The following is a 21582-nucleotide window of genomic DNA, read 5'->3' on the forward strand; positions in this document are numbered from 1 at the left end:
GCTATTTGAGCCCCACCTTCGCCGCCAACCACCGCGCCGCTGCCTCAGGCGTCTGCTTCCTCGTATCCCGGTCGACCCGATAATTCGCCTCGCGCATCACCTCGACCGGGATTCGCCCCACCAACGGCCGCAACGCCGCCGTGAAGCGCGCGTCCGCGGCCCGCTTGGGTGAGACCAGCAGAATCGCGTCATAGCCCGGGATCGCCCCGCGCGGATCGCTCAGCACCGTCAGCCTGTCGGCCGCGATCCGCCCGTCGCTGGAGAAGGCGGAGATGACGTCGGCCGCACCGCTCTCCAGTGCGCGGTACATGAAGGTCGGGCTGTACGGCGCCGTCCTGGCGAAGCGCAGCGGATAGGCCCGCCGTACCGCCGCCCATTCCGGCCGGTCGAGGAATTCCAGATCGCTGCCCAGCACGAGGTCCGGCGCTCGGCCGACCAAGTCGTCGAGGCTCGTCACGCCCAGCGCCGCCGCACGATCGCTCTTCATCGCAAAGGCATAGGCATTCTCGAACCCCAGCGCGCCGACCAGTCCGACGCCGCGCGTCCGCTTCGCCCAATCGCCGATCGCGGCCACCATCTCGGCCCGCGGCGGCGTGTCGGTGCGCTTTATCTCGGCCGTCCAGATCGTGCCCGCATAGTCGACATAGACGTCGACCGACCCGCTCGACAGCGCGCCGAACACCACCGCCGAACCCAGCCCGTCGCGATATTCAACGAGATATCCCGCCTTCTCCAGCCGGTCGCCGATCAGCCGGGCAAGGATATATTGCTCGGAAAAATTCTTGGCGCCGACCACGACGGTCCGCTCGCCGCCATGACGCCACAGCGGCGCGGTCGCCAGCGCCAACCCGGCGACGAGCAGCGCCACGCCGGTCACCCACAGTCCCCGCCGCCGCCGCGTCAGCCCGCGCTCGATCAACCCGATCAGCGCATCCACCGCCAGCGCCAGCCCCGCCGCCGCGACGCAGCCCGCCAGCACCAGCGCCCACGCCTGTGTCTGCAATCCGGCGAAGATCATGTCGCCCAGGCTTGGCTGGCCCACCGTCGTCGACAGCGTCGCCGCGCCGATCGTCCACACCGCCGCGGTGCGGATGCCGGCGACGACGACCGGCAACGCCAGCGGCGCCTCGATTAGCCGCAGCTTCTGCGCCGCCGTCATCCCCACCGCATCCGCCGCCTCGCGCACCGCCGGATCGATCCCGCCCAGACCGGCGACGCCGTTGCGCAGGATTGGCAGCACCGCATAGAGCGTCAGCGCCAGCAGCGCCGGCAGGAATCCCAGCGCCGGTATTCCCCCACCGACCAGTCCCGACAGCCACAGCAGCAGCGGATAGAAGAGCGCGAGCAGTGCGAGCCCCGGCACCGTCTGGACCAGGCTCGCCGCGCCCAGCGCGACCCGCGCCACCCCCGGCCGCCGCGCCGACCACACCGCCAGCGGCAGGCTGATCGTCATCCCCAGCAGCAACGCCGCGCCGGCCAGCAGGACATGCTGCGCCAGCAGCGGCGGCACCCGCCCCATCGCGTCGAAGAACGCGCTCACCCGCCGTGCTCCAGTGCGCGCAGCCGCTCGGCCTGATGCCGCGGCACCGCCATCAGCGACTGCGCCGCCTCACCACCGCCGCCATTGGCCAGGTCGCGCGGGCTCGCATCGCCGACGATCCGCCCGGCCTGCATCACCAGCACCCGCGTTGCGAGCAGCAGCGCCTCGGCCATGTCATGCGTCACCAGGATCGTCGTCAGCCCCAACCGCTCGTGCAGCGCGCGTATTTCCTGCCCCAGCGTATCGCGCGTCACCGGATCGAGCGCGCCGAACGCCTCGTCGAGCAGCAGCACGCCAGGCTTCGGCGCCAGCGCGCGGGCGATGCCGACGCGCTGCTGCTGACCGCCCGACAGCGCCGAGGGATAGCGATCCGCCATGGCGCGCGGCAGCGCCACCAGGTCGAGCAATGCCGCCACGTCCGCGTCCCGCCCGGCGATCCGCGCCCCGATCGCGACATTCTCTGCCACCGTCAGGTGCGGGAACAGCCCGATGCCCTGAAAGACATAGCCGATCCCGCGCCGCAGCAGCGGCGCCGGCCCCTCGGCGACATCGCTGCCGTCGATCAGCACGCGGCCCGCATCGGGCTCGACCAGCCGGTTGATCGTCTTGAGCAGCGTCGACTTGCCCGATCCCGACGTGCCGACCAGCGCCACCAGGCTGCCGCCTTCGATCGCGACCGAGACGTCGTCGACCACCGCCGTCCCGCCGAACCGCTTGGTCACGCCATCGAAGACAAGCGATTGTGCTGGCATCGCCTGGCGTGATGCGGGATGCTCCGGCCAAGGTCAAACCAGGAGAGGCGTGACAGCATGAGCGAGATCCGCTCGATCTTCATCACCGGCGGGGCATCGGGGATCGGCCGCGCGACCGCACGGCTGTTCGCGCAGCGCGGCTGGCGGGTCGGGATCGCCGACGTCAACGATGCCGGCCTGGCCGAGACGATGGCGCTGCTCGGCGGCGGCATGGCGCAACGCTACCACCTCGACGTGCGCGACCGCGAGGCGTGGAACGAGGCGCTGTCCGCCTTCGTCGAGGCGAGCGGCGGACGGCTCGACGTCCTGTTCAACAACGCCGGGATCGGCACCGGCGGGCCGCTCGCCGACACCAGCTTCGACGATGTCGACCGCACCATCGCGGTCAATTTCACCGGCGTCGTCAACGGCGCGAAGCTTGCCTATCCCTATCTCGCCCGCACGCCGGGATCGTGCCTGCTCAACACCGCCTCGGCATCGGCGATCTATGGCTCGTCGGGGCTCGCCACCTATTCCGCGACCAAGTTCGCGGTCCGCGCGCTGACCGAGGCGCTCGACGGCGAATGGCATGCCGCGGGCATCCGCGTCCGCGATCTAGTGCCCAGCTTTATCGAGACACCATTGCTGGATGGCGTGTCGGCGAACAGCAACCGCAGCATCCGCGAGACGGTGACCGCCGCGGGGCTCGAGCTGACCCCGGTCGAGGCGGTGGCGGAGGCCGCCTGGGCCGCAGTCCACGGCACGCGCCTGCACACCTATGTCGGCAAGACGGCGCATCGGCTGGCCTTTGCCGCGCGCTGGATGCCCGGCTCGCTGCGCAAGCGAATGAAGCGAACATTGGGCGGTTAAGTTACGTTTTCGCAACGACATTATCGTCAACAGCGACGTTAACCATTTATCAGGCCGAATCACTGCATGCAGAGGTCATGGATATGCGGGATGAGATTCCATGGCCAACAGCAGCAAGAGTGCCCAGTTCCTGATCGAAAGCCGGATGCGCGATGCCGCGCACGGCTCGACCGACGCCCTGTATGATCTGGGCGTCTGCTATTCGACCGGCAGCAGCGGCGTCGGTATCGACCTGATCGAAGCGCATAAATGGTTCAACCTTGCCGCGGTCGCGGGGTCCGAAGAGGCTCACCACTGCCGCGCCGAGATCGCCGATGAGATGACCGCGCGCGAAATCGCCACCGCCCAGGCCGCGGCCCGCGCCTGGCTCGGCTCGACCCAGCGCCGCGCGGCCTGATCCACAGCAAGCGTCATCCTGAACTCGTTTCAGGATCTCCTTCGACCGGGCGAAACGCCTGCGGCGAGGAGATGCTGAACCAAGTTCAGCATGACGGTGACGGAAACGAAGCGTCGGCCGGCTACTTCCCCATCGGGCCCTTGTACAACGTCCCGAAATAATCCCCCCGGTTCCACAGCGGCCGGGTCGGCGCATCGGCGATCGCGCGCGCGATGCGATAGTTGACGTCGACGAAGCGCGGCCCCTGGCTCCAATCGATCGGCTGCGACAGGTCGTCCGACGGGCGGTGATAGTTCTTCGCCATGAACGTCTCGACCGCTGCCTTGCCCGGCCCCTTCTGCCCCGGCCACAGGAACACCGACGGGATTCCCTTCTGCACGAAGCGGAAATGGTCGGAGCGCACGAAGATGCCCTCCTGCGGCATCGGATCGGGAGAAAGCGACACCCCCGCGCTCGCCACCGCATCGCGCACGATCGGCCCCAGCGTCGATCGCTCGGCGCCGAACACGATCATGTCCTCGAAGCGATAGGTCAGGATCGGCATGTCGAGATTGACGTCGGCGACGATGCTCTTCAGCGGCACCGTCGGGTTGTTGGTGAAATAGTCGGATCCGACCAGGCCCTTCTCCTCGCCCGTCACCGCCAGGAACATCACGGTCCGCTTCGGCTTCTCGCCGCTCGCGGTGAAGCGCTTGGCTTCCTCGATCAGGCTGGCGATGCCGATCGCGTTGTCGAGCGCGCCGTTGTTGATCCGATCGCCCTCGCCGGCGCGGCTGACGCCGATATGGTCGAGGTGTGCGGACAGGATCACCACGTCCTTTGCCAACGCCGGGTCGCTGCCGGGGATCATGCCGACGACGTTGCTGCTCGCCGCCGGTGTGAAGCGCGTTCGCGTCACCGCGGTCAGTCGTCCCATCAGCGGCTGGCTGCGCAGCTGTGGCACCGGCTTCGCCAGCTCGGCGACCACCGCCGACCACGGCATCCGGGCCCCCGCGAACAGCTTGGCCGCTCCCGCCTGGCTGATCGTGCCGAGGTTGGGCGCACCGGTCAGCTGGCCGACCCCCGCCTTCGTCGCCCAGGTCATCCGCGGCGCGTCGTAGAATTGCGCCATGCGCGCGATGCCCGACGGGCGCCCCGCGCGTGGCGTCTCGATCGTGACCACGCCGACCGCGCCGCGCTGCATCGCCGTCGTCGCCTTGGTCCCGCCCGACTGGAAGAACGCACGCTCCTCGCCGCCGAAGCGCGCCGGTGCCCCGCCGACATAGGCGACGATCTTGCCGCGCACGTCGACGCCCTTGTAGTCGTCGTGGCCATATTGCGGCGCGAGGATGCCGTAGCCGACGAAGACGACGGGCGCCGACAGCTTGGTCTCCGCCGCCCCGGCGTTGGGCGACGGCACGAAATCCTCGCCGAACACTAAAGGCTGCGGCTGGCTGCCGCGCGGGGTCCACACGACATCGCCCTTGTCCGCCGCCTGATAGCTGACGAGCGGCACCTTCTGCAGATAACCGCCGTCGTCGCCGCCCGGCTTCAGCCCCGCCGCAAAGAACTGCGCTGCGACATATTGCGCGGCGATGTCGAATTCGGGGCTGCCCGCCTCGCGCCCCTTCATCGCGTCCGAGGCGAGGAACATGACATGCGCCTTCATCGCCGCCTGGTCGGCGGGCAGCGGCCGGTCCTCGGCGGCGAACGAGGCGGTGGAAGCGAGAACGAGCGCGAGCGCGCTCAGCGTGCGGATCATGGGGCTTGGTCTCTCCTGTGTATCGTTCGGGTAGCACAGGAGAAGCCCATCCGCGCAAGCCCCTCCGTCATCCTTCCGCTCTTCCGCTTGCGTACCTATAGAGAAGGGATGCTCGACGCCCTGCACGCCATCGCCCAGCCGGCCGCCATCCGCCGTGCCGACTATCGGCCGCCCGCCTGGGCCGTGCCCGACATCGCGCTCGATTTCGATCTCGATCCCGCCGCGACGATCGTCACGGCGCGGCTGACCGTCGCCCGCAACGGCGTGGCCGACGAACCGCTGCGCCTCGACGGCGAGGCGCTGGAGCTGCTGACGGTCAGCGTCGACGGCATCGCGATCGACGATTGGCGGATGGAGGGCGATCAACTCGTCATCGATCTGCCCGGCGACGCCCACACGATCGAGACGAAGGTCCGCATCGCCCCCGATCGCAACACCCAGCTGATGGGCCTCTATGCCAGCGGCGGGAACCTCTGCACTCAGTGCGAGGCCGAGGGCTTCCGCCGCATCACCTTCTTCCCCGATCGGCCCGATGTGCTGTCGCGTTACCTCGTCCGCCTGACCGCCGACAAGGCGCGCTTCCCCGTGCTGCTCGCCAATGGCGATCCGATCGCGGCGGGCGATGCCGGCGACGGTCGCCATTGGGCCGAATGGCGCGATCCCTTTCCCAAGCCATCCTATCTCTTCGCGCTCGTCGCCGGCGACCTTGCGGTCAATCGCGGCGAGTTCGTCACCCGCTCGGGTCGCACCGTCCAGCTCGGCATCTGGGTGCGCCAGGCCGACATCGCGCGCACCGAGCACGCCCTCCACGCGCTCAAGCTGTCGATGGCCTGGGACGAGCAGGTCTATGGGCGCGAATACGACCTCAACGTGTTCAACATCGTCGCCGTCGATGATTTCAACTTCGGTGCGATGGAGAACAAGGGGCTGAACATCTTCAACAGCCGCTACATCCTCGCCGATCCCGACACCGCGACCGATTATGACTACGACGCGATCGCCGCCGTCGTCGCGCACGAATATTTCCACAACTGGTCGGGGAACCGGATCACCTGCCGCGACTGGTTCCAGCTGAGCCTGAAGGAAGGCTTCACCGTCTATCGCGATCAGGGGTTCTCCGCCGATCAGGGCTCGGCCGCGGTCAAGCGGATCGAGGACGTCCGGGGCCTGCGTGCCGCCCAGTTCCCCGAGGATGCGGGACCGCTCGCGCATCCGGTGCGCCCCGACAGCTATATCGAGATCAGCAACTTCTACACCGCGACCATCTACAACAAGGGCGCCGAGCTGATCCGTATGATGGCGACGATCCTCGGCCCGCAGGCCTTCCGCGCCGCGACCGACCTTTATTTCGAGCGCTTCGACGGCACCGCCGCGACCTGCGAGGATTTCGTCGCGTGCATGGAGGAGGCGAGCGGCATCGACCTCGGCCAGTTCCGCCGCTGGTATTCGCAGGCCGGCACCTCGCGCGTCGCCGCCAGCATCGCGCATGACGCGGGCGAGGGCCGCGCCACGATCCGCCTCGCCCAGCACCAGCCGCCGACCCCCGGCCAGCCCGAGAAGGCGGCGATGGTCATCCCGCTCAAGCTGCGCCTGTTCGGTGCCGAGACCGGCCGCGCGCTGACCGACGAGCAGCTGTTCCTGCTCAAGGACCCTGCCGCGACGATCGTCGTCGACGACGTGACCGAGCGCCCCGTGCTGTCGATCAACCGCGGTTTCTCCGCCCCCGTCGTGATCGACAGCGACCGCAGCGCCGCCGACCTCGCCTTCCTCGCCCGCCACGACGACGATCCCTTCGCCCGCTATGAAGCGATGCAACAGTTGATGCTCGACACGCTCGTCGCCGCCGCGATCGAGGGGCGCGCCGATCACGACGCCGTGGTCGACGCCGTCGCCGACACGCTCGCCAACCCCGATCTCGACCCCGCCTTCGTCGCCGAAGCCGTGCTGCTGCCGTCGGAGGCATTCATCGGCGACCAGCTCGCGATCGTCGATCCCGACGCGGTGTTCCACGCCCGCGAAGCACTACGCCGTGATCTCGGCAAGCGACTCGCCGACCAGTGGCGCAGCGCCTATGCGGCGGCGCCCGATGGGCCGTATGCCTACACGCCGGCGGCGAAGGGCCACCGCCGTCTGCGCGCCGTCGCGCTCGGCTATATCGCGGCGAGCGGTGCGGCCGATGCCGCCGGCCTCGCCTTCTCGCTGTTCGAGTCCGCCGACAATATGACCGATCGCCAGGGCGCGCTGTCGGCGCTGGCGAACGGCGACGCGGGCGAGCGCGAGGCGGCGCTCGACATCTTCTACAACCGCTACGCCGACAACGGTCTCGTCCTCGACAAGTGGTTCCAGACCCAGGCGCTGTCGTCGCGCGACGACACCGGCGACGTCGTCCGCCAGCTCGCGGAGCATCCCGACTTCACCCTCGCCAACCCCAACCGCGCGCGCAGCCTGCTCGGCGCGTTCGGCGCCAACCAGCGCGCCTTCAACGCCGCCGACGGCAGCGGCTATCGCTTCCTCGCCGACCAGCTGATCGCGCTCGACAAGCTCAATCCGCAGACCGCGGCCAAGCTGATGCCGCCGCTCGGCCGCTGGCGCCGCTTCGACCCCAACCGCGCCGCGCTGATGCGCGCCGAGCTGGAACGGATCGTCGCGACGCCGGGCCTGTCGAAGGACTTGTTCGAACAGGCATCGAAGAGTCTGGATTAGCCAGAGACCGACACCCCCAATCCGTTCGTCCTGAGCGAAGTCGAAGGACATGCCCCGGGCGACCCGGTCGTTACATGTGCTTCGACTTCGCTCAGCACGAACGGGTTCAGCTATTACCCCGCGGCCGGCGTCGTCCCCGCCGCGGTCACCGTCGCGACGCCCTCGGCGCCCAGCACGACCAGCCACGTCGTCCGCTCGTCGCACACCGCGGTCCAGGCGGGGCGGCCGCCCACATCGGCCTGCTTCTGCGACGATGTCACCTGCTGGCAGTCGCGTCCCGCATCGCGCACGGCGCGGAACAACAGGCCGTTGAGCTGCTGCGGCGTCAGCGACGCGATGCGCTTGGCGAATTCGGCGTCGGGCTTTCCCGCCGCTGCCGCCGCGATGCTGTTGCCCTGGTCGGCGACGGGTTCGCCACACGCCGCCAGCGACAACGCACATGCACAAAGAAGAGCGGCACGCATCGTCATGACTTCCTCCTGTTCGGTCGCATCGGATCGACAATTCGTCTGTAGACCAATCGTTGCGCGGCCGTGACTAGAATTCATCTGGCGCGCTTGCGTCGCTGTACTAAGCTGCGCGGCGAAGGATGGATGTGGCGATGATGAGGCAGCGGCGGTGGCTGGTGGCGGCGGCGATGGCCGCGACGCTGGCGGGATGCGGCGGGGATGGCGGCGGGGGCACCAGTGGGGGCATCGGTCCGACCGTCACCTCGGGCACGGTGACGCCGGCGCCCAGCCCGACGCCGACCGCCAGTTGCAGCCTGCGCGGCCGCCAGGATTGGGCCGCGGCTCAGCTCAACGAATGGTATCTCTTCCCCGAAACGCTGCCGGCCAACCTCGATCCGTCGAGCTATTCGACCGTCGAGGCCTATATCGACGCGCTGACGGCGACGGCGCGGGCCCAGCGGCGAGACCGCTATTTCACCTATCTCACGTCGATCGCGAGCGAGGACGCCTATTATGACTCGGGCAGCAGCGCGGGTCTCGGCGTCCGCCTGTCTACCGATGCGGCCGCCCGCCGCGCCTTCATCGCCGAAGCCTTCGAGGGTGCGCCCGCGCTAGCCGCGGGCCTCGATCGCGGGACGGAGATCCTGGCGATCGGCACCACGTCCGCCGACCTGCGCACCGTCTCGTCGATCATCGCCAGCGAGGGCACCGGCGGCGTCAGCGCCGCGCTCGGTCCCAACACCGCCGGCATCACCCGCGTGCTGCGCGTCACCGATCCCGGCGGCACGGTGCGCGACGTCACCATTACCAAGGCGGCCTACGACCTTACCCCCGTGTCGTCGCGCTACGGCGGCAAGATCCTCGAGGACGGGGGCCAGCGCTATGGCTACGTCAACCTGCGCACCTTCATCGGCCCTGCCGATCCGGCGCTGCGCACCATCTTCGCGCAATTTCGAAGCGCGGGCATCGACAAGATCATCGTCGACCTGCGCTACAACGGCGGCGGGCTCGTCTCGATCGCGGAGCTGATGGGCAACCTGCTCGGCGGGAAGCGCTCGACCGGCGACGTCTTCAGCTATACTGCCTATCGCGCGTCGAAGTCGTCGCAGAACTCGACCCGCTACTTCTCGCCCCAGCCGCAATCGATCGGCGCGACGCGGATCGCCTTCATCGGCACCGGCGCCAGCGCCTCGGCCAGCGAGCTGGTGATGAACGCCTTCATCCCCTATCTCCACGGTGCGGCGGCGCTGATCGGCACCAACACCTATGGCAAGCCGGTCGGCCAGATCGCGATCGACCGGCCGTCGTGCGACGACCGGCTCCGCGTCATCGCCTTCGCCACCCAGAACGCCGCGCGCCAGGGCGGCTATTTCGATGGGCTCGCCGGCACGATGGAGGCGACCTGCCGCGCCGCCGACGACACCAGCAAGCCGCTTGGCGACCCGCAAGAGGCATCGACGCGCGCCGCGATCGACTTCCTCGCCGGACGGCCGTGCAGCGCAATCGCGGGCGACGTCACCGTCCAGGCGGCGCACCTCGGCAACAGCGGCAATCGCACGCTGCTGACTCCCGACCGCCCCGACACCGCCCAGCGCGAGGTGCCGGGTCTGTTCTGATGCCGGCGGCAATCCTCAATCCCGATGCGACCATCCGCTTCGAGCGGCAGGGCCTTGAGCAGCAGCCGGTGATCGTCATCGACGATATGCTCGCCGACCTGCCCAAATGGCGTGGGCTGGCGGAGGCCGCCGACTATGGCACGATGGGCGCCCACTACCCCGGCATCCGCAGCCCGGTGCCCTATCGCGTGGCCACCCGGATGCGCGACGAGCTGGCGGCGCTGATCAGCGACACCTTCGCGCTCGATCCGGTGCCGCCGGTGCTCGAATGCTTCTTCTCGATCGTCACCACGCCCCCGTCCGCCCTCGCCCCGATCCAACGCCTGCCACACGTCGACGGGCTTGAGCCGAACCGGCTCGCGATCCTGATCTACCTGTCGGGCGCCGAGCAGGGCGGCACCGCCTTTTATCGCCAGCGCGAGACCGGCTTCGAGACGATCGACGCTGCCCGCCACCCCGCGTTCAAGGCGGCGCTCGAACGCGGCATCGCCGCCCACGGCCTGCCCGATCCCGCCTATATCGCCGGCGACACGCCGCTCTACGAGCAGGTCGCGGTGCATCACGCGCGGCCTAACCGCGCCCTGATCTATCGCAGCCACCTGCTCCACTGCGCCCATATTCCTGCCGACATCCCGCTCCCGGCCGATCCCGTCACGGGGCGATTGAGCATCAACAGCTTCCTGTTTGGATGAATCCTTCGCCGGAATCATTGCACTGAAGTATTGATGCAAATAAGTGCGGCGCGTCCGACAAAGGTCGGAAAGCTTATCCGGGGAAATAATCAATATGTATAAGGGTTTGCTGCTCGCGGCAGCTGTCGTGACGTGTCCGACCGTTGCGTCGGCGCAGGACTTCGCCGGCGCGCGTATCGAAGCGCGGATCGGCTATGAGACGCCGACCGTCACCACCGATGGCGACGATGAAGTCTACAAGATCGGTAGCGCTGCGTCGTTCGGCGGTGAGATCGGTTATGACCTCGCGGTGTCGAAGACGGTCACGCTCGGCGCCTACGGCACCTATGAAACGTCGGGTGTGTCACTGTGCGACGGCAGCATCTGCTTGGATGTTAACCATAATATCGGTGCGGGTGGTCGCGTCGGCATCGAGATCAGCCCGAAGGCGCAGCTGTACGGCAAGCTCGGCTACACCCAGATCAAGATCAGTGCCCGCGACACCGGCTTGACCGCCAGCGACACCGCCGATGGCGTCCAGGGCGCGATTGGCATCGGGGTGAATTTCGGTCGTCGTTTCTACGGCGCGGTCGAAATCAACTACGGCGACTATGGCCGGTTCTACGACCTCAACCTCCAGCGCCGTCAGCTCGCCGGCTCGCTCGGCGTTCGCTTCTGATCCTTGCTCCCCGCCGCCGCGCCCCCACCGGGCCGGCGGCGGCCACCGTCACTCGATCGCCAGCGCCTGTTCCTCGATCCGCGCCAGCATCGCGGTGAAGGCCGCCACCTCCTCGGCGCTGAAGGCCGCGAAGATCCGCTCTTCCAGCGCCAGCGCCTTGGGCGCGATCGCCGCGTACAGCTGCCGCCCCGCCCCGGTCAGCTCGAGCAGGTGCGATCGCTTGTCGTCGGGGTTCGCGGCACGCGCCATCAGCCCGCGTTCGACCAGCGCGATCGCGGCGCGGCTGACCGTCACCTTGTCCATCCGCGTCTGCTGCCCGATCGCCTGCTGCGTGATCGCCCCCGCCTCGGCCACCACCGCCACCAGCCGCCATTCGGGAATGCTGAGCCCGAACAACGCCTCATAGGTGCGCGCGATCGCGTCGCTGACGAGGTTCGATGTCACCGACAGGCGATAGGGGATGAAGTTCGCCAGAACGAGGCTGCGGTTCGCCATGGCCAGAGTGGTAACGATTGACACCAGCTTGGCAACGGCGCAGAGACTTTGGTAACAACTGATACCAGTTCGGGAGCGACGATATGGAACATATGGACGTCAATCCGATGGGGCTCGACGGCTTCGCCTTCTGCGAGTTCACCTCGCCCGATCCGCAAGCGCTTGCCCGCCAGTTCGAGATGATGGGCTTCGTCGCCGCCGCGACGCATCCGACGAAGGACGTGGTCCGCTACAAGCAGGGCCGCATCAACCTGCTGCTCAACCGCATGGCCGACGGCCACGCCGCCGACTTCCGCGCCGCGCACGGCCCCTCGGCCAGCGCGATGGGCTTCAACGTGGCCGATGCCGACGCCGCGCGCGAGGCCGCCATCGCCGCCGGCGCCAAGCCCGCGCCCGCCGGCGCCGCGCTCGACGACGTGCCCGCGATCGAGGGGATCGGCGGCTCGCTGCTCTATCTCGTCGACGATAAGGACCTGTTCGCCGACTGGGACGACGTGCCGGGCTGGCAACAGGCGGAGGCGGAGAACAACGTCGGCCTCGACCTGCTCGACCACCTCACCCACAACGTCCGCCGTGGCCAGATGCGCGTGTGGTCCGAATTCTACGGCCGCATCTTCGGCTTCGAAGAGCAGAAGTATTTCGACATCAAGGGCAAGGCGACCGGCCTGTTCAGCCAGGCGATGATCGCCCCCGACAAGGCGATCCGCATCCCGCTGAACGAGAGCCAGGACGACAAGAGCCAGATCGAGGAATTCATCCGCGACTATAACGGCGAGGGCATCCAGCACCTCGCGCTGACGACCGACGACATCTTCACCACGGTCGAAAAGCTGCGCGCCCGCGGCGTCAAGCTGCAGGACACGATCGAAACCTATTACGAGCTTGTCGACAAGCGGGTCCCCGGCCACGGCGAGGACCTCGAGCGGCTGCGCAAGAACCGCATCCTGATCGACGGCGACGTCGAGGACGAGGGCATCCTGCTCCAGATCTTCACCGAGACGATGGTCGGCCCGATCTTCTTCGAGATCATCCAGCGCAAGGGCAACGAGGGTTTCGGCAACGGCAATTTCCAGGCGTTGTACGAGAGCATCGAACTCGATCAGATCCGGCGGGGCGTCATTACCGTCGACGCATGATTTCCCTCTCCCTGTGGGAGAGGGAGGGAGCCGCGCACAGCGCGGCGGAAGGGTGAGGGTGGCGACCATGCCATGGGTCGCCTCCGCCCTCACCCCGCGCCGCTGACGCGGCTTGCCCCTCTCCCGCCGGGAGAGGGGTTGATGCAGGGGTGGTGGAAGCAGGAGAGGACGCCAAAACAATGACCGACCACCACCCCCGAACCCCTGCCTATATCCCCGGCTTCGGCAACCACGTCTCGACCGAGGCGGTGCCCGGCGCGCTGCCGATCGGCCGCAATTCGCCGCAGCGACCCGCCTTCGGCCTCTACACCGAGCAATTGTCCGGCACCGCCTTCACCGCGCCGCGCCACGAGAATCGCCGCAGCTGGCTCTACCGGATGCGCCCGACTGCCGAGCACCCCGCCTACCAACGCTATGACGGCGCCAAGCTGCTCGCCCCCGGCACCGACGATACCCCGCTCGCTCCCAACCGGCTGCGCTGGGATCCACTGGCGATGCCAGCCACGCCGACCGACCTGATCGACGGCATGGTCACGATGATGGCCAACCGCGATCCCGCCGAGCTGGAGGGCGTCGCGCTCCACGTCTACGCTGCCAATCGGGACATGGACGCGCGCGTCTTCATGGACGCCGATGGCGAGCTGCTGTTCATCCCCCAGGCCGGCCGGCTCGAATTGCTGACCGAACTCGGCCGGATCGAGGTGGCGCCGGGCCAGATCGCACTGATCCCGCGCGGCGTCCGCTTCAAGGCGATGCTCCCCGACGGCACCGCATCGGGCTATGTCGCGGAAAATCACGGCGTCTTGTTCCGCCTGCCCGATCTGGGGCCCATCGGCGCCAACGGCCTCGCGAACCCGCGCGATTTCGAAACGCCGGTCGCCTGGTACGAGGACAAGGACGAGGAAACGCAGGTCGTCCAGAAATTCCTCGGCAGCCTGTGGACGACGACGCTCGATCATTCGCCGCTCGACGTCGTCGCGTGGCACGGCAACCTCGCGCCCTGGCGCTATGACCTGTCGCGCTTCAACACGATCAACACCGTCAGCTTCGATCATCCCGATCCGTCGATCTTCACGCTGCTGACCAGCCCGTCGGACGTGCCCGGCCGCGCCAACGCCGACTTCGTCATCTTCCCCCCGCGCTGGATGGTGGCGGAGGACACGTTCCGCCCGCCCTGGTTCCACCGCAACGTCATGTCCGAAGCGATGGGCCTCATCACCGGCGCCTATGACGCCAAGGCGGAAGGCTTCCGGCCCGGCGGCATCTCGCTCCACAACCTCATGGCGGGCCACGGTCCCGATGTCGCCAGCTGGCAGGGTGCGTCGAATGCCGAGTTGAAGCCGCACAAGATCGACGGCACGATGGCGTTCATGCTCGAAAGCTGCTGGCCCTATCGCCCGACGTTGTACGCGCTCGAACACAGCCAGCTCGATTACGACGCGGTCTGGGCCGATTTCCCGAAGGCGGCGCTGCCGCGATGATCCTCCACGGCTATTGGCGCTCGGGCGCCGCCTATCGCGTCCGCATCGGCCTGGCGCTCAAGGGCCTCGCCTACAGCCAGGTCAACCACGACCTGCGCACCGGCGAACAGGCGGCACCCGATTATGCCCGGCTCAATCCGCAGCGGCTGATCCCCGCGCTCGAGGTCGACGGCGTCGTCCTGACGCAGAGCGTCGCGATTCTCGAATGGCTCGACGAGCGGTTCCCCGAACCGCCGCTGATGCCGTCCGACGCCAACGGCCGCGCCATCGTCCGCGCGATGATGATGGCGATCGCCGCCGACATCCATCCGCTCCACAATATGCGCATCCTCAAGTCGTTGAAGAAGGACTTCGGGCAGGATGAGGCGCATTCGAATGCGTGGGTCGGTCGCTGGATGGCCGATGGCTTCGCCGCGCTGGAGACGCTGATCGAACGCCATGGCGACGGCTTCGCCTATGGCGCGACGCCGACGCTCGCCGACTGCCTGATCGTGCCCGCGCTCTATTCGGCGAACCGCTTCGGCGTCGACGTGACGCCCTACCCGCGCCTCGTCGCCGCCGGTGCCGCGACCGCGGCTCGCACGACGAGCGCCCACCCCAGCCGCCAGCCCGACGCCGACCCCGCGTGAGCGATGCTCGGCTGACGGCGACCCCGCCGGGCGTGGCCCTCGGCCCGCTCGACGCGATTCCCGACGGCAAGGCGCGCAACTATGTCCTCCAGCTGCGCGCCGGCCGCTTCCACGGCTTCGTCGTCCGCGGGGGTGACAGCGTCCACGGCTATCTCGACCGCTGCCCGCACGCCGGCGTCCCACTCGCCCAGACGCTCGACGATTATCTGACGCCCAAGGGGGACCTCATCGCCTGCTCGTGGCACGGCGCGCTGTTCACGATCGAGAGCGGCACCTGCGTCGGCGGCCCGTGCGTCGGCCAGGCGCTCACGCCCTGGCCTGTCACGGTAAGGGATGGGACGATCGTTACGGCTTGAACGCCATTCGCTTTTCGCAACCGTTCGTCCTGAGGAGCCGCTGAGCGCCGTCGAAGCGGCGTCTCGAAGGACAGGTGGTTCGAGACGAGCCTTCGCCTTCGCTCAGTCTCTCCTCACCACGAACGGGGTGAGTGCCGGCGAGGATCACGCCCCGACCGCCAACGGCCGCACCCGCGCCAGCAACCCAGCCCCCACCAGCGCCACCGCGCCCAGCGCCAGGCAGAACCACACCACCCCGCCCCAGCCGCCATGCGTCCACGCGAATCCCCCGGCGGACCCGAGCACGCTCGACCCCAGATAATAGAAGAACAGATACAGCGCCGCCGCCTGCCCGCGATTGCCCTCGGCGCGGCGGCCGACCCAGGCGCTCGCGATCGAATGCGCGCCGAAGAAGCCGATCGTCACCACCGCGATGCCCGCCACGACCAGCGCCAGCGGTCGCGCCGCCGTCAGCGCGACGCCAGCGCCCAGGATCAGCACCGGCACCGGAAACACCAGCCGTCGCCCCAGTCTGCCCGCCAGCCCGCCGAACCACGCCGAACTTGCCGAGCCGAGCACGTAGAGGAGGAAGATCGCCCCCACCGCCGCCTGCCCCAGCGCATAGGGCGGCGCCATCAGGCGAAAGCCGACATAGTTGTAGACGGTGACGAACGCCCCCATCAGCACGAACGCCTCGGCATAGAGCAACGGCAGCGCCCGGTCGGCGAACAACGCCCGCCATCCGCCCCGCCGCACCGTCACCGCGAACCGCCGCGACGGCGGCGCGAGCCGGCGAAACGCCTCGGCCATCGCCAGCCCGGCCAGCCCCACCGCGCCGATCGCCCAGCGCCAGCCGCCGACGTCGGCGACCAGGCTCGCGACCAGCCGCCCGCCCATCCCACCGAGCGCGCTGCCTGCGATATACAGGCCCATCGCATCGCCCACTGATGCGGCGTCGACCTCTTCGGCAACATAGGCCATCGCCACCGCCGGCACACCCGCCAGCGCGACGCCCGCGAGCAGCCGTAGCGCGAGCAGCGCATACCAGCCCGGCGCCACCGCCGCCGCCAGCGTCAGCGCGCCGCCGGCGATCATCGCCGCGACCATCATCGGCCGTCGCCCGACCCGATCGCTGATCGCACCCGCCACCAGGATCGCGAAGGCGAGCGGCCCGGTCGCAAGCGACACCGCCAGCGATGCGCCTTCCGCGCTCAGCCGGTATTCGGCCGCCAGCAGCGGCAACAGCGGCTGCACCGCGTAGAGCAGCGAGAAGGTCGAGAAGCCGGCGAACAGCATCGCCAGCGTCAGCCGCCGGTAATCAGCACTTCCCCGCGCATGTCCTTCAAAAACCGGCAAGGAAGCTCGCGACATTGGCGCCGAGCGCGTCGACGGCATAGCCGCCCTCCATGACGATCACCGTCGGCCAGCCCCGTGCCGCAATGTCCTCCGCCAGCACGCGATAGTCCGCCGTCTCCAGCGAAAAGCGGCTGATCGGATCGCCCTTCCACGTGTCGGCGCCGAAGCTGACGACCAGCACCCCTGGCGCAAACGCCGCGATCGCATCGAGCGCTCGTGCCTGCGCTGCGCGGAACGCCGCGCCATCGGTCCCCTGCGGCAGCGGCAGGTTGAGCGTCGTCCCCGCGCCCTCCCCCTCGCCGGTCTCGTCGGCATGCCCCCAATAGAAGGGGTAATCGCTCCTCGGATCGGCATGGAGCGAGGCGTAGAACACGTCGCCCCGCGTCCAGAAGATGTCCTGCGTCCCGTTGCCGTGGTGATAGTCGATGTCGAGGATCGCGACCCGCTCCACCCCCGCATCGCGCGCCGCCTGCGCCGCGATCGCCGCGGTGTTGAGGTGGCAATAGCCGCCGCAATAATCCGCCCCCGCATGGTGGCCCGGCGGCCGGCACAGCGCGAATGCCGCCCGCTCACCATCAAGCACCGCATGCGTCGCGGCGAGCGCGGTCTGCGCGCTCCAATAGCTGCTCGTCCAGCTGTCGGGGGTGATCGGCGTCGTCGCATCGAAGCTGTAGCGCCCCATCAGCGCATCGATCCGGTCGAGCGTCAGCGGCCGCCGCCCCACCACCGGAAAGGCATAGGGGATCGCGTCGCCCGGCCGCCCCGCATCGCGCCACATCGCCGGCGCCTCCTTCAGGAACGCGACATAGCCCGCGTCGTGCACCGCCAGGATCGGCGCCTCGCCGCGCTCCTCGGGCAAATGCGCACCGCCGATCGCCGCCAGGATCGCCTCGGCGCGCGATGGCACCTCGGCATAGGCGGTAAAGCCGCCGTTATGCAGCTCGCGAATTGGCGCGTGGGTCAGCTGGGCCGGGGCGAAATAGCGCTTCATGTCCTTCTCCGCCGAGCCAGCGAGAAGACCGCGATCCCCGTCAGCGCGCTCAGCAGCGAGCCGGCGATGACCCCGATCTTGACCCGCTCGACCATCCCCGCATCGCCGGGAAAGGCAAGGTCGCCGATGAACAGACTCATCGTAAAGCCGATCCCCGCGACCAGCGCCATACCGTGAAGCTGCACCCAGCCGATGCCGTCGGGCCGCCGCGCGAATCCCGTCCGGTCCGCCGCCCAGATCGCCGCCAGGATGCCGCCCTGCTTGCCCAGGAACAGCCCCAGCGCGATGCCGATCGCCAGCCGATCGCCCAGCGCCGCGCCGACCCCGCCCAGCGACACCCCGGCGTTGACGAACGCGAACAGCGGCAGGACCAGGAACGCGATCCACGGCTGCAACGCGTGCTCCAGCCGGTCGAGCGGCGAGGTCGCCTCGCTCGATCCGGCCGGCACCAGCATCGCCGCGACCACGCCCGCGATCGTCGCATGGACGCCCGACCGCAGCACGAGCCACCACAGCAGCACGGCCAGTAACAGATAGGGCGACAGCGCCCTCACCCCGCGCCGGTTGAGCAGCAGCATCACCAGCACCACGCCGACCGCCGCGATCAGCGCGGTGGCGTCGATCGAGGCGGTATAACCCAGCGCGATGATCGCGACCGCGCCCATGTCGTCGACGATCGCGATCGTCGTCAGCAACAGCTTCAGCGCCATCGGCACCCGGTCGCCGAGCAGCGCCAGCACGCCGATCGCGAACGCGATGTCGGTCGCCGCCGGGATCGCCCAGCCGGACCGCAGCTCGGCCGCGCCCCCCGTCGCGGCAAGATACACCAGCGCCGGCACGATCATGCCCGCCGCCGCCGCGACGAAGGGCAGCCGCCGCCGCTCCGCGCTCGCCAGCTCGCCACCGACCAGCTCGCGCTTGATCTCCAGCCCCACCAGCAGGAAGAATAGCGCCATCGCGCCGTCGTTGATCCACAGATGGACCGTCATCGGTCCCAGCGCCGGGGCGAGCGTCGGCCCGACCACCGCATCGACCAGCGCGTGATAGCCATGCGCCGCGCCGCTGTTGGCGAGTATAAGCGCCAGCGCCGCCGCCAGCACGAGCGCCACGCCGCCGGCAGCTTCGCTCGTCAGGAAATGGCGGATCGAGGAATGGCGCATCGCGATCACCTAGCCCGAACCGTCGGCATCCTGAACCGGTTTCGCGTCGATCAGCCGCCCTGCAGCGCCCAGCGCAGGATCCGTCCCGTCCCGCCGATCCCGGCCCGCACCGCCAGCCGCTGCGGCGCGCTTCGCCGCCAGCCGTGGAGCGCCAGCGCCCAGTCGGGCAGCAGATCGATCGCCGCTTCGCGCGTCAGCGTCTGGAACGGCTCCAGTGCGGGGCTCGGCGCCGCCTGCGCGAACAGCGCGCGCGCCACCACCCGGGTGCGATGGCCATAGCGCAGCTGCGGGCGCACCCGGTCGAAATAGCGCGCCAGCGCCGCCCGGTCGCGTGGCACCTCGATCGCGCCGAGCCGAACCGGGACCTCGGCCGCCTGGTCGAGATAGGCATCCTGCGCCGCGCCGGTCATCGCCGGATCGACGTAGCGCACATAGGCGCCGAGGAAGCATTGCACCTCGGCGGCATGGACCCAGGTCAACAGCGCCGGATCGTTGGCGCTGTACGGCGTCCCGTCGGGCAGCGTCCCCTGCACGACATGGTGGATTCGCCGCACCCGCCCGATCAGCTCCTCCGCCATCGCCGTGGAGCCATAGGTCGTGCCCGAGATGAACTGCGCCGTTCGCCGCAGCCGCCCGGTCAGGTCATGGCGGAAGCTGCCGTGATCCCACACCCCCGCCAGCGCGCCGGGATGGAGCATCTGCAACAGCAGCGCCGCGGTGCCGCCAACCATCATCGACGTCAGGTCGCCATGCACCTTCCACGCCGCCGAATCGGGCGCGAACAGCCCGGGATCGCCGGGCGGGCGCGTCAGGTCGAGCCGGTTGTCGTCGGTCGTGCCGAACAGTGCGGCGACCTGCGCCTGGATTGCCTCGCGAAGATCGGCCATGGATGCCATCTAATGCCTTGATGGGCTGATAAAAGGAGACGGCGATGCGCAGGATCACGATAGCGGTGGCGACGGCGATGCTGGTCGCCGGAACGGGCATCGCCCAAACTCGCACCGGCCAGACCGCGAACGCCCCGATCGCCAAGGCACTGGCCGATCCCGCGCGCGCCGATCAGCAGGGCGACGATGCCCGGCGCCAGGCCGCCGCGGTACTCGCCTTTTCGGGGGTGAAGCCCGGCGACGTCGTCGTCGATTACCTGCCCGGCAGCGGTTATTGGACGCGGATCTTCACCGGTGTCGTCGGGCCCAAGGGCCGCGTCTACGCCGCCTGGCCGGCGCGCGCGGGGCAATCCGAAAAGGCGAAGGCGACCGTCGCGGCGCTTGGCGCGCGCGGCCTCGCCAACGTCGTCGCGCAGATCCAGCCCGGCGACCTGCCGTCGAGCCCCGTCCCCGCCGACCTGTTCTGGACCGTGCAGAACTATCACGACATCCCCAACGGCGGCCGCGGCGAGCCGGCGCTTCGCGCCTTTGATCAGGCGGTGTTCAACCTGCTGAAGAAGGGCGGGACCTACGTCATCATCGACCACGCCGATGCGCCCGGCAACGAGATGAAGAACACCGACACCACCCATCGCATCGATCCCGCCGCAGTGAAGCGCCAGGTCGAAGCCGCCGGCTTCCGCTTCGTCGGCGAATCGAAGGTGCTGCGCAATCCGGCGGACGATCACAGCAAGAACGTCTTCGACCCCGCGATCCGCGGCAAGACCGATCAGTTCGTCTACAAGTTCAGGAAGCCCTGACATTCAAATCCTCCCCCGCCAGGGGGAGGTGGCAGGCGCAACCTGACGGAGGGGGAGGACGCCATACGCTCTCGATGATGCGTCGCTTACCTCCCCCTCCGTCGCCTTCGGCGCCACCTCCCCCTGGCGGGGGAGGATCAACGCACTACAACAACAACTCCTGCACGCTCGGCTTGCCTACCGTGCCCCCACCACGTCGGCGGTCGAACTCGTGCTGCGCCGTGAAGCGCACGTCGGGATCGCGATCGGTCAGGAAGCCCATCAGCGATTCATGGTCGATCTCCTGCCAGCTCTTGCCGCGATCGGGGCCATAGCGGACGCGCGGCAGCAGGCCGTAGACCTTCGACCATTCCACCAGCTGCGCGACGCTCGCCTCGTTGAGCATGTCGCGCAGGTGGAACGCGGTGACATAGGCGTCGGGAAAGGCGCGATGCGCCGGCAATCCGCGCTCGTGATCGATCCCCTCGGGCTTGCGCCAATAGCGCAGCACCTGGTTGGAAAAGGACGGGCTGTCGGGCCACAGCCGCAGCGCGCATTTCCAGGTGCAGATCCAGTCGGCGCCATGGGTCAGGTTGGCGGTACAGAACTGCTGCTCAAAATCGGCCCGATGCGCCGCCAGCGCCACACGCCGTGGATAGGGATCGAGCACGCGCCGCGCGACGTCGTGCCACCAGGGCGCATCGGCCACGTCCTCGTCGCGGATGTGGTGGATCGCCTGCGTAATCGGCGGGATCGGGCGGCCGGGATTGACCAGGATGCTGCCGCCCACGCCCTCCAGCTCCCAGCGGCCGTTGGCCTGGAGCGCCACATCCTGCCATCCGATCTCGACGACATGGTGCGCGGGCGGCGCGCTGCCGGTGGTTTCCAGGTCGACGACGCGAATGATCTGGGGGGTCGGACGCATCCCGCTTATGT

At 68.8% G+C, this 21582-nt stretch carries 21 protein-coding genes; 11 read left to right on the forward strand and 10 right to left on the reverse strand.

From position 1 onward, the window contains the following. Position 1 precedes the first annotated feature (1 nt). Both GGQ80_RS01700 and GGQ80_RS01705 read right to left on the reverse strand, forming a co-directional pair. Positions 2–1519, reverse strand: a complete 1518-nt coding sequence (locus GGQ80_RS01700; RefSeq protein ID WP_183982442.1) for an ABC transporter permease/substrate-binding protein — start codon at positions 1517–1519, stop codon at positions 2–4. 17 nt (positions 1520–1536) lie between these two features. Further along, on the reverse strand, positions 1537–2292 hold the full coding sequence (locus GGQ80_RS01705; protein ID WP_183981988.1) for an ATP-binding cassette domain-containing protein: 756 nt from the start codon (positions 2290–2292) through the stop codon (positions 1537–1539). A gap of 57 nt (positions 2293–2349) precedes the next feature. Between GGQ80_RS01705 and GGQ80_RS01710 the strand changes: the two genes are divergently transcribed. Then, the gene (locus GGQ80_RS01710) at positions 2350–3141 is read left to right on the forward strand and encodes an SDR family oxidoreductase (protein WP_183981989.1); all 792 of its coding nucleotides are present in this window, start codon (positions 2350–2352) and stop codon (positions 3139–3141) included. A 100-nt stretch (positions 3142–3241) separates the two neighbouring features. Further along, positions 3242–3538, forward strand: coding sequence for a sel1 repeat family protein (locus GGQ80_RS01715; RefSeq protein WP_183981990.1), 297 nt, complete (start codon positions 3242–3244; stop codon positions 3536–3538). Between the two features lie 121 nt (positions 3539–3659). Here the strand turns inward: GGQ80_RS01715 and GGQ80_RS01720 are convergent, their stop codons facing one another. Then, positions 3660–5279 (reverse strand): M28 family metallopeptidase, encoded by a 1620-nt coding sequence (locus GGQ80_RS01720; protein WP_183981991.1) that lies wholly within the window; start codon positions 5277–5279, stop codon positions 3660–3662. A 108-nt stretch (positions 5280–5387) separates the two neighbouring features. Between GGQ80_RS01720 and pepN the strand changes: the two genes are divergently transcribed. Next, positions 5388–7982, forward strand: coding sequence for an aminopeptidase N (pepN, locus tag GGQ80_RS01725; RefSeq protein ID WP_183981992.1), 2595 nt, complete (start codon positions 5388–5390; stop codon positions 7980–7982). A gap of 113 nt (positions 7983–8095) precedes the next feature. Here pepN and GGQ80_RS01730 read toward each other — a convergent pair whose 3' ends face one another. After that, positions 8096–8452, reverse strand: a complete 357-nt coding sequence (locus GGQ80_RS01730) for a hypothetical protein (protein ID WP_183981993.1) — start codon at positions 8450–8452, stop codon at positions 8096–8098. 131 nt (positions 8453–8583) lie between these two features. Here GGQ80_RS01730 and GGQ80_RS01735 point away from each other — a divergent pair, with 131 nt between their 5' ends. The 3 genes from GGQ80_RS01735 to GGQ80_RS01745 all read left to right on the forward strand — a co-directional run bounded on the left by GGQ80_RS01735 (position 8584) and on the right by GGQ80_RS01745 (position 11397). Continuing rightward, a complete protein-coding gene (locus GGQ80_RS01735; RefSeq protein WP_425505997.1) occupies positions 8584–10047 on the forward strand; it encodes a S41 family peptidase in 1464 nt (487 codons plus the stop codon). After that, a complete protein-coding gene (locus GGQ80_RS01740; RefSeq protein ID WP_183981994.1) occupies positions 10047–10739 on the forward strand; it encodes a DUF6445 family protein in 693 nt (230 codons plus the stop codon). Before GGQ80_RS01735 ends, GGQ80_RS01740 begins: the two co-directional genes overlap by 1 nt. Before the next feature lie 94 nt (positions 10740–10833). Then, the gene (locus tag GGQ80_RS01745; RefSeq protein ID WP_183981995.1) at positions 10834–11397 is read left to right on the forward strand and encodes a porin family protein; all 564 of its coding nucleotides are present in this window, start codon (positions 10834–10836) and stop codon (positions 11395–11397) included. Positions 11398–11445: 48 nt separating this feature from the next. Here the strand turns inward: GGQ80_RS01745 and GGQ80_RS01750 are convergent, their stop codons facing one another. Beyond that, on the reverse strand, positions 11446–11892 hold the full coding sequence (locus GGQ80_RS01750) for a MarR family winged helix-turn-helix transcriptional regulator (RefSeq protein ID WP_183981996.1): 447 nt from the start codon (positions 11890–11892) through the stop codon (positions 11446–11448). An 83-nt stretch (positions 11893–11975) separates the two neighbouring features. Here GGQ80_RS01750 and hppD point away from each other — a divergent pair, with 83 nt between their 5' ends. The 4 genes from hppD to GGQ80_RS01770 all read left to right on the forward strand — a co-directional run bounded on the left by hppD (position 11976) and on the right by GGQ80_RS01770 (position 15494). After that, entirely contained in the window at positions 11976–13028 is a 1053-nt protein-coding gene (hppD, locus tag GGQ80_RS01755) for a 4-hydroxyphenylpyruvate dioxygenase (RefSeq protein WP_183981997.1), read from the forward strand. 179 nt (positions 13029–13207) lie between these two features. Continuing rightward, positions 13208–14509, forward strand: a complete 1302-nt coding sequence (hmgA, locus tag GGQ80_RS01760; RefSeq protein WP_183981998.1) for a homogentisate 1,2-dioxygenase — start codon at positions 13208–13210, stop codon at positions 14507–14509. Beyond that, positions 14506–15138, forward strand: a complete 633-nt coding sequence (gene maiA, locus GGQ80_RS01765) for a maleylacetoacetate isomerase (RefSeq protein ID WP_183981999.1) — start codon at positions 14506–14508, stop codon at positions 15136–15138. The genes hmgA and maiA overlap by 4 nt, the downstream gene beginning before the upstream one ends. Then, entirely contained in the window at positions 15135–15494 is a 360-nt protein-coding gene (locus GGQ80_RS01770; protein WP_183982000.1) for a Rieske 2Fe-2S domain-containing protein, read from the forward strand. The genes maiA and GGQ80_RS01770 overlap by 4 nt, the downstream gene beginning before the upstream one ends. A 144-nt stretch (positions 15495–15638) precedes the next feature. On the opposite strand, the gene GGQ80_RS01775 is transcribed toward GGQ80_RS01770, so the two are convergent. Genes GGQ80_RS01775 through GGQ80_RS01790 form a run of 4 tightly spaced genes read right to left on the reverse strand, consistent with a single transcriptional unit; the run spans position 15639 to position 19876 of the window. Beyond that, positions 15639–16829, reverse strand: a complete 1191-nt coding sequence (locus GGQ80_RS01775) for an MFS transporter (RefSeq protein WP_246346777.1) — start codon at positions 16827–16829, stop codon at positions 15639–15641. Next, on the reverse strand, positions 16816–17820 hold the full coding sequence (locus GGQ80_RS01780) for a histone deacetylase family protein (protein ID WP_183982002.1): 1005 nt from the start codon (positions 17818–17820) through the stop codon (positions 16816–16818). Before GGQ80_RS01780 ends, GGQ80_RS01775 begins: the two co-directional genes overlap by 14 nt. Continuing rightward, positions 17817–18980 carry a Na+/H+ antiporter NhaA gene (nhaA, locus tag GGQ80_RS01785; protein WP_183982003.1) on the reverse strand — a complete coding sequence of 388 codons (1164 nt, stop codon included), beginning with the start codon at positions 18978–18980 and terminating at the stop codon, positions 17817–17819. The genes GGQ80_RS01780 and nhaA overlap by 4 nt, the downstream gene beginning before the upstream one ends. Positions 18981–19030: 50 nt before the next feature. After that, entirely contained in the window at positions 19031–19876 is an 846-nt protein-coding gene (locus GGQ80_RS01790; protein WP_246346778.1) for an oxygenase MpaB family protein, read from the reverse strand. Between the two features lie 35 nt (positions 19877–19911). Between GGQ80_RS01790 and GGQ80_RS01795 the strand changes: the two genes are divergently transcribed. Next, positions 19912–20667, forward strand: coding sequence for a class I SAM-dependent methyltransferase (locus GGQ80_RS01795; protein WP_183982005.1), 756 nt, complete (start codon positions 19912–19914; stop codon positions 20665–20667). Positions 20668–20812: 145 nt separating this feature from the next. Here the strand turns inward: GGQ80_RS01795 and GGQ80_RS01800 are convergent, their stop codons facing one another. Beyond that, a complete protein-coding gene (locus GGQ80_RS01800) occupies positions 20813–21571 on the reverse strand; it encodes an exonuclease domain-containing protein (RefSeq protein WP_183982006.1) in 759 nt (252 codons plus the stop codon). Positions 21572–21582 lie beyond the last annotated feature (11 nt).

It is taken from the genome of Sphingomonas jinjuensis, assembly GCF_014197105.1.
Classification (GTDB): Bacteria; Pseudomonadota; Alphaproteobacteria; order Sphingomonadales; family Sphingomonadaceae; genus Sphingomonas; species Sphingomonas jinjuensis.

Bases quoted from the DNA above. Each gene is read 5' to 3' on its own strand.
- GGQ80_RS01710 (WP_183981989.1), top strand. From the start codon at position 2,350: ATGAGCGAGATCCGCTCGATCTTCATCACCGGCGGGGCATCGGGGATC.
- GGQ80_RS01715 (WP_183981990.1), top strand. From the start codon at position 3,242: ATGGCCAACAGCAGCAAGAGTGCCCAGTTCCTGATCGAAAGCCGGATG.
- maiA (WP_183981999.1), top strand. From the start codon at position 14,506: ATGATCCTCCACGGCTATTGGCGCTCGGGCGCCGCCTATCGCGTCCGC.
- GGQ80_RS01720 (WP_183981991.1), bottom strand. From the start codon at position 5,279: ATGATCCGCACGCTGAGCGCGCTCGCGCTCGTTCTCGCTTCCACCGCC.
- GGQ80_RS01750 (WP_183981996.1), bottom strand. From the start codon at position 11,892: ATGGCGAACCGCAGCCTCGTTCTGGCGAACTTCATCCCCTATCGCCTG.
- GGQ80_RS01745 (WP_183981995.1), top strand. From the start codon at position 10,834: ATGTATAAGGGTTTGCTGCTCGCGGCAGCTGTCGTGACGTGTCCGACC.
- hmgA (WP_183981998.1), top strand. From the start codon at position 13,208: ATGACCGACCACCACCCCCGAACCCCTGCCTATATCCCCGGCTTCGGC.
- GGQ80_RS01780 (WP_183982002.1), bottom strand. From the start codon at position 17,820: ATGAAGCGCTATTTCGCCCCGGCCCAGCTGACCCACGCGCCAATTCGC.
- GGQ80_RS01740 (WP_183981994.1), top strand. From the start codon at position 10,047: ATGCCGGCGGCAATCCTCAATCCCGATGCGACCATCCGCTTCGAGCGG.
- GGQ80_RS01735 (WP_425505997.1), top strand. From the start codon at position 8,584: ATGATGAGGCAGCGGCGGTGGCTGGTGGCGGCGGCGATGGCCGCGACG.
- GGQ80_RS01800 (WP_183982006.1), bottom strand. From the start codon at position 21,571: ATGCGTCCGACCCCCCAGATCATTCGCGTCGTCGACCTGGAAACCACC.
- GGQ80_RS01795 (WP_183982005.1), top strand. From the start codon at position 19,912: ATGCGCAGGATCACGATAGCGGTGGCGACGGCGATGCTGGTCGCCGGA.
- GGQ80_RS01705 (WP_183981988.1), bottom strand. From the start codon at position 2,292: ATGCCAGCACAATCGCTTGTCTTCGATGGCGTGACCAAGCGGTTCGGC.
- GGQ80_RS01700 (WP_183982442.1), bottom strand. From the start codon at position 1,519: ATGGGGCGGGTGCCGCCGCTGCTGGCGCAGCATGTCCTGCTGGCCGGC.
- hppD (WP_183981997.1), top strand. From the start codon at position 11,976: ATGGAACATATGGACGTCAATCCGATGGGGCTCGACGGCTTCGCCTTC.
- nhaA (WP_183982003.1), bottom strand. From the start codon at position 18,980: ATGCGCCATTCCTCGATCCGCCATTTCCTGACGAGCGAAGCTGCCGGC.
- GGQ80_RS01730 (WP_183981993.1), bottom strand. From the start codon at position 8,452: ATGACGATGCGTGCCGCTCTTCTTTGTGCATGTGCGTTGTCGCTGGCG.
- pepN (WP_183981992.1), top strand. From the start codon at position 5,388: ATGCTCGACGCCCTGCACGCCATCGCCCAGCCGGCCGCCATCCGCCGT.
- GGQ80_RS01790 (WP_246346778.1), bottom strand. From the start codon at position 19,876: ATGGCATCCATGGCCGATCTTCGCGAGGCAATCCAGGCGCAGGTCGCC.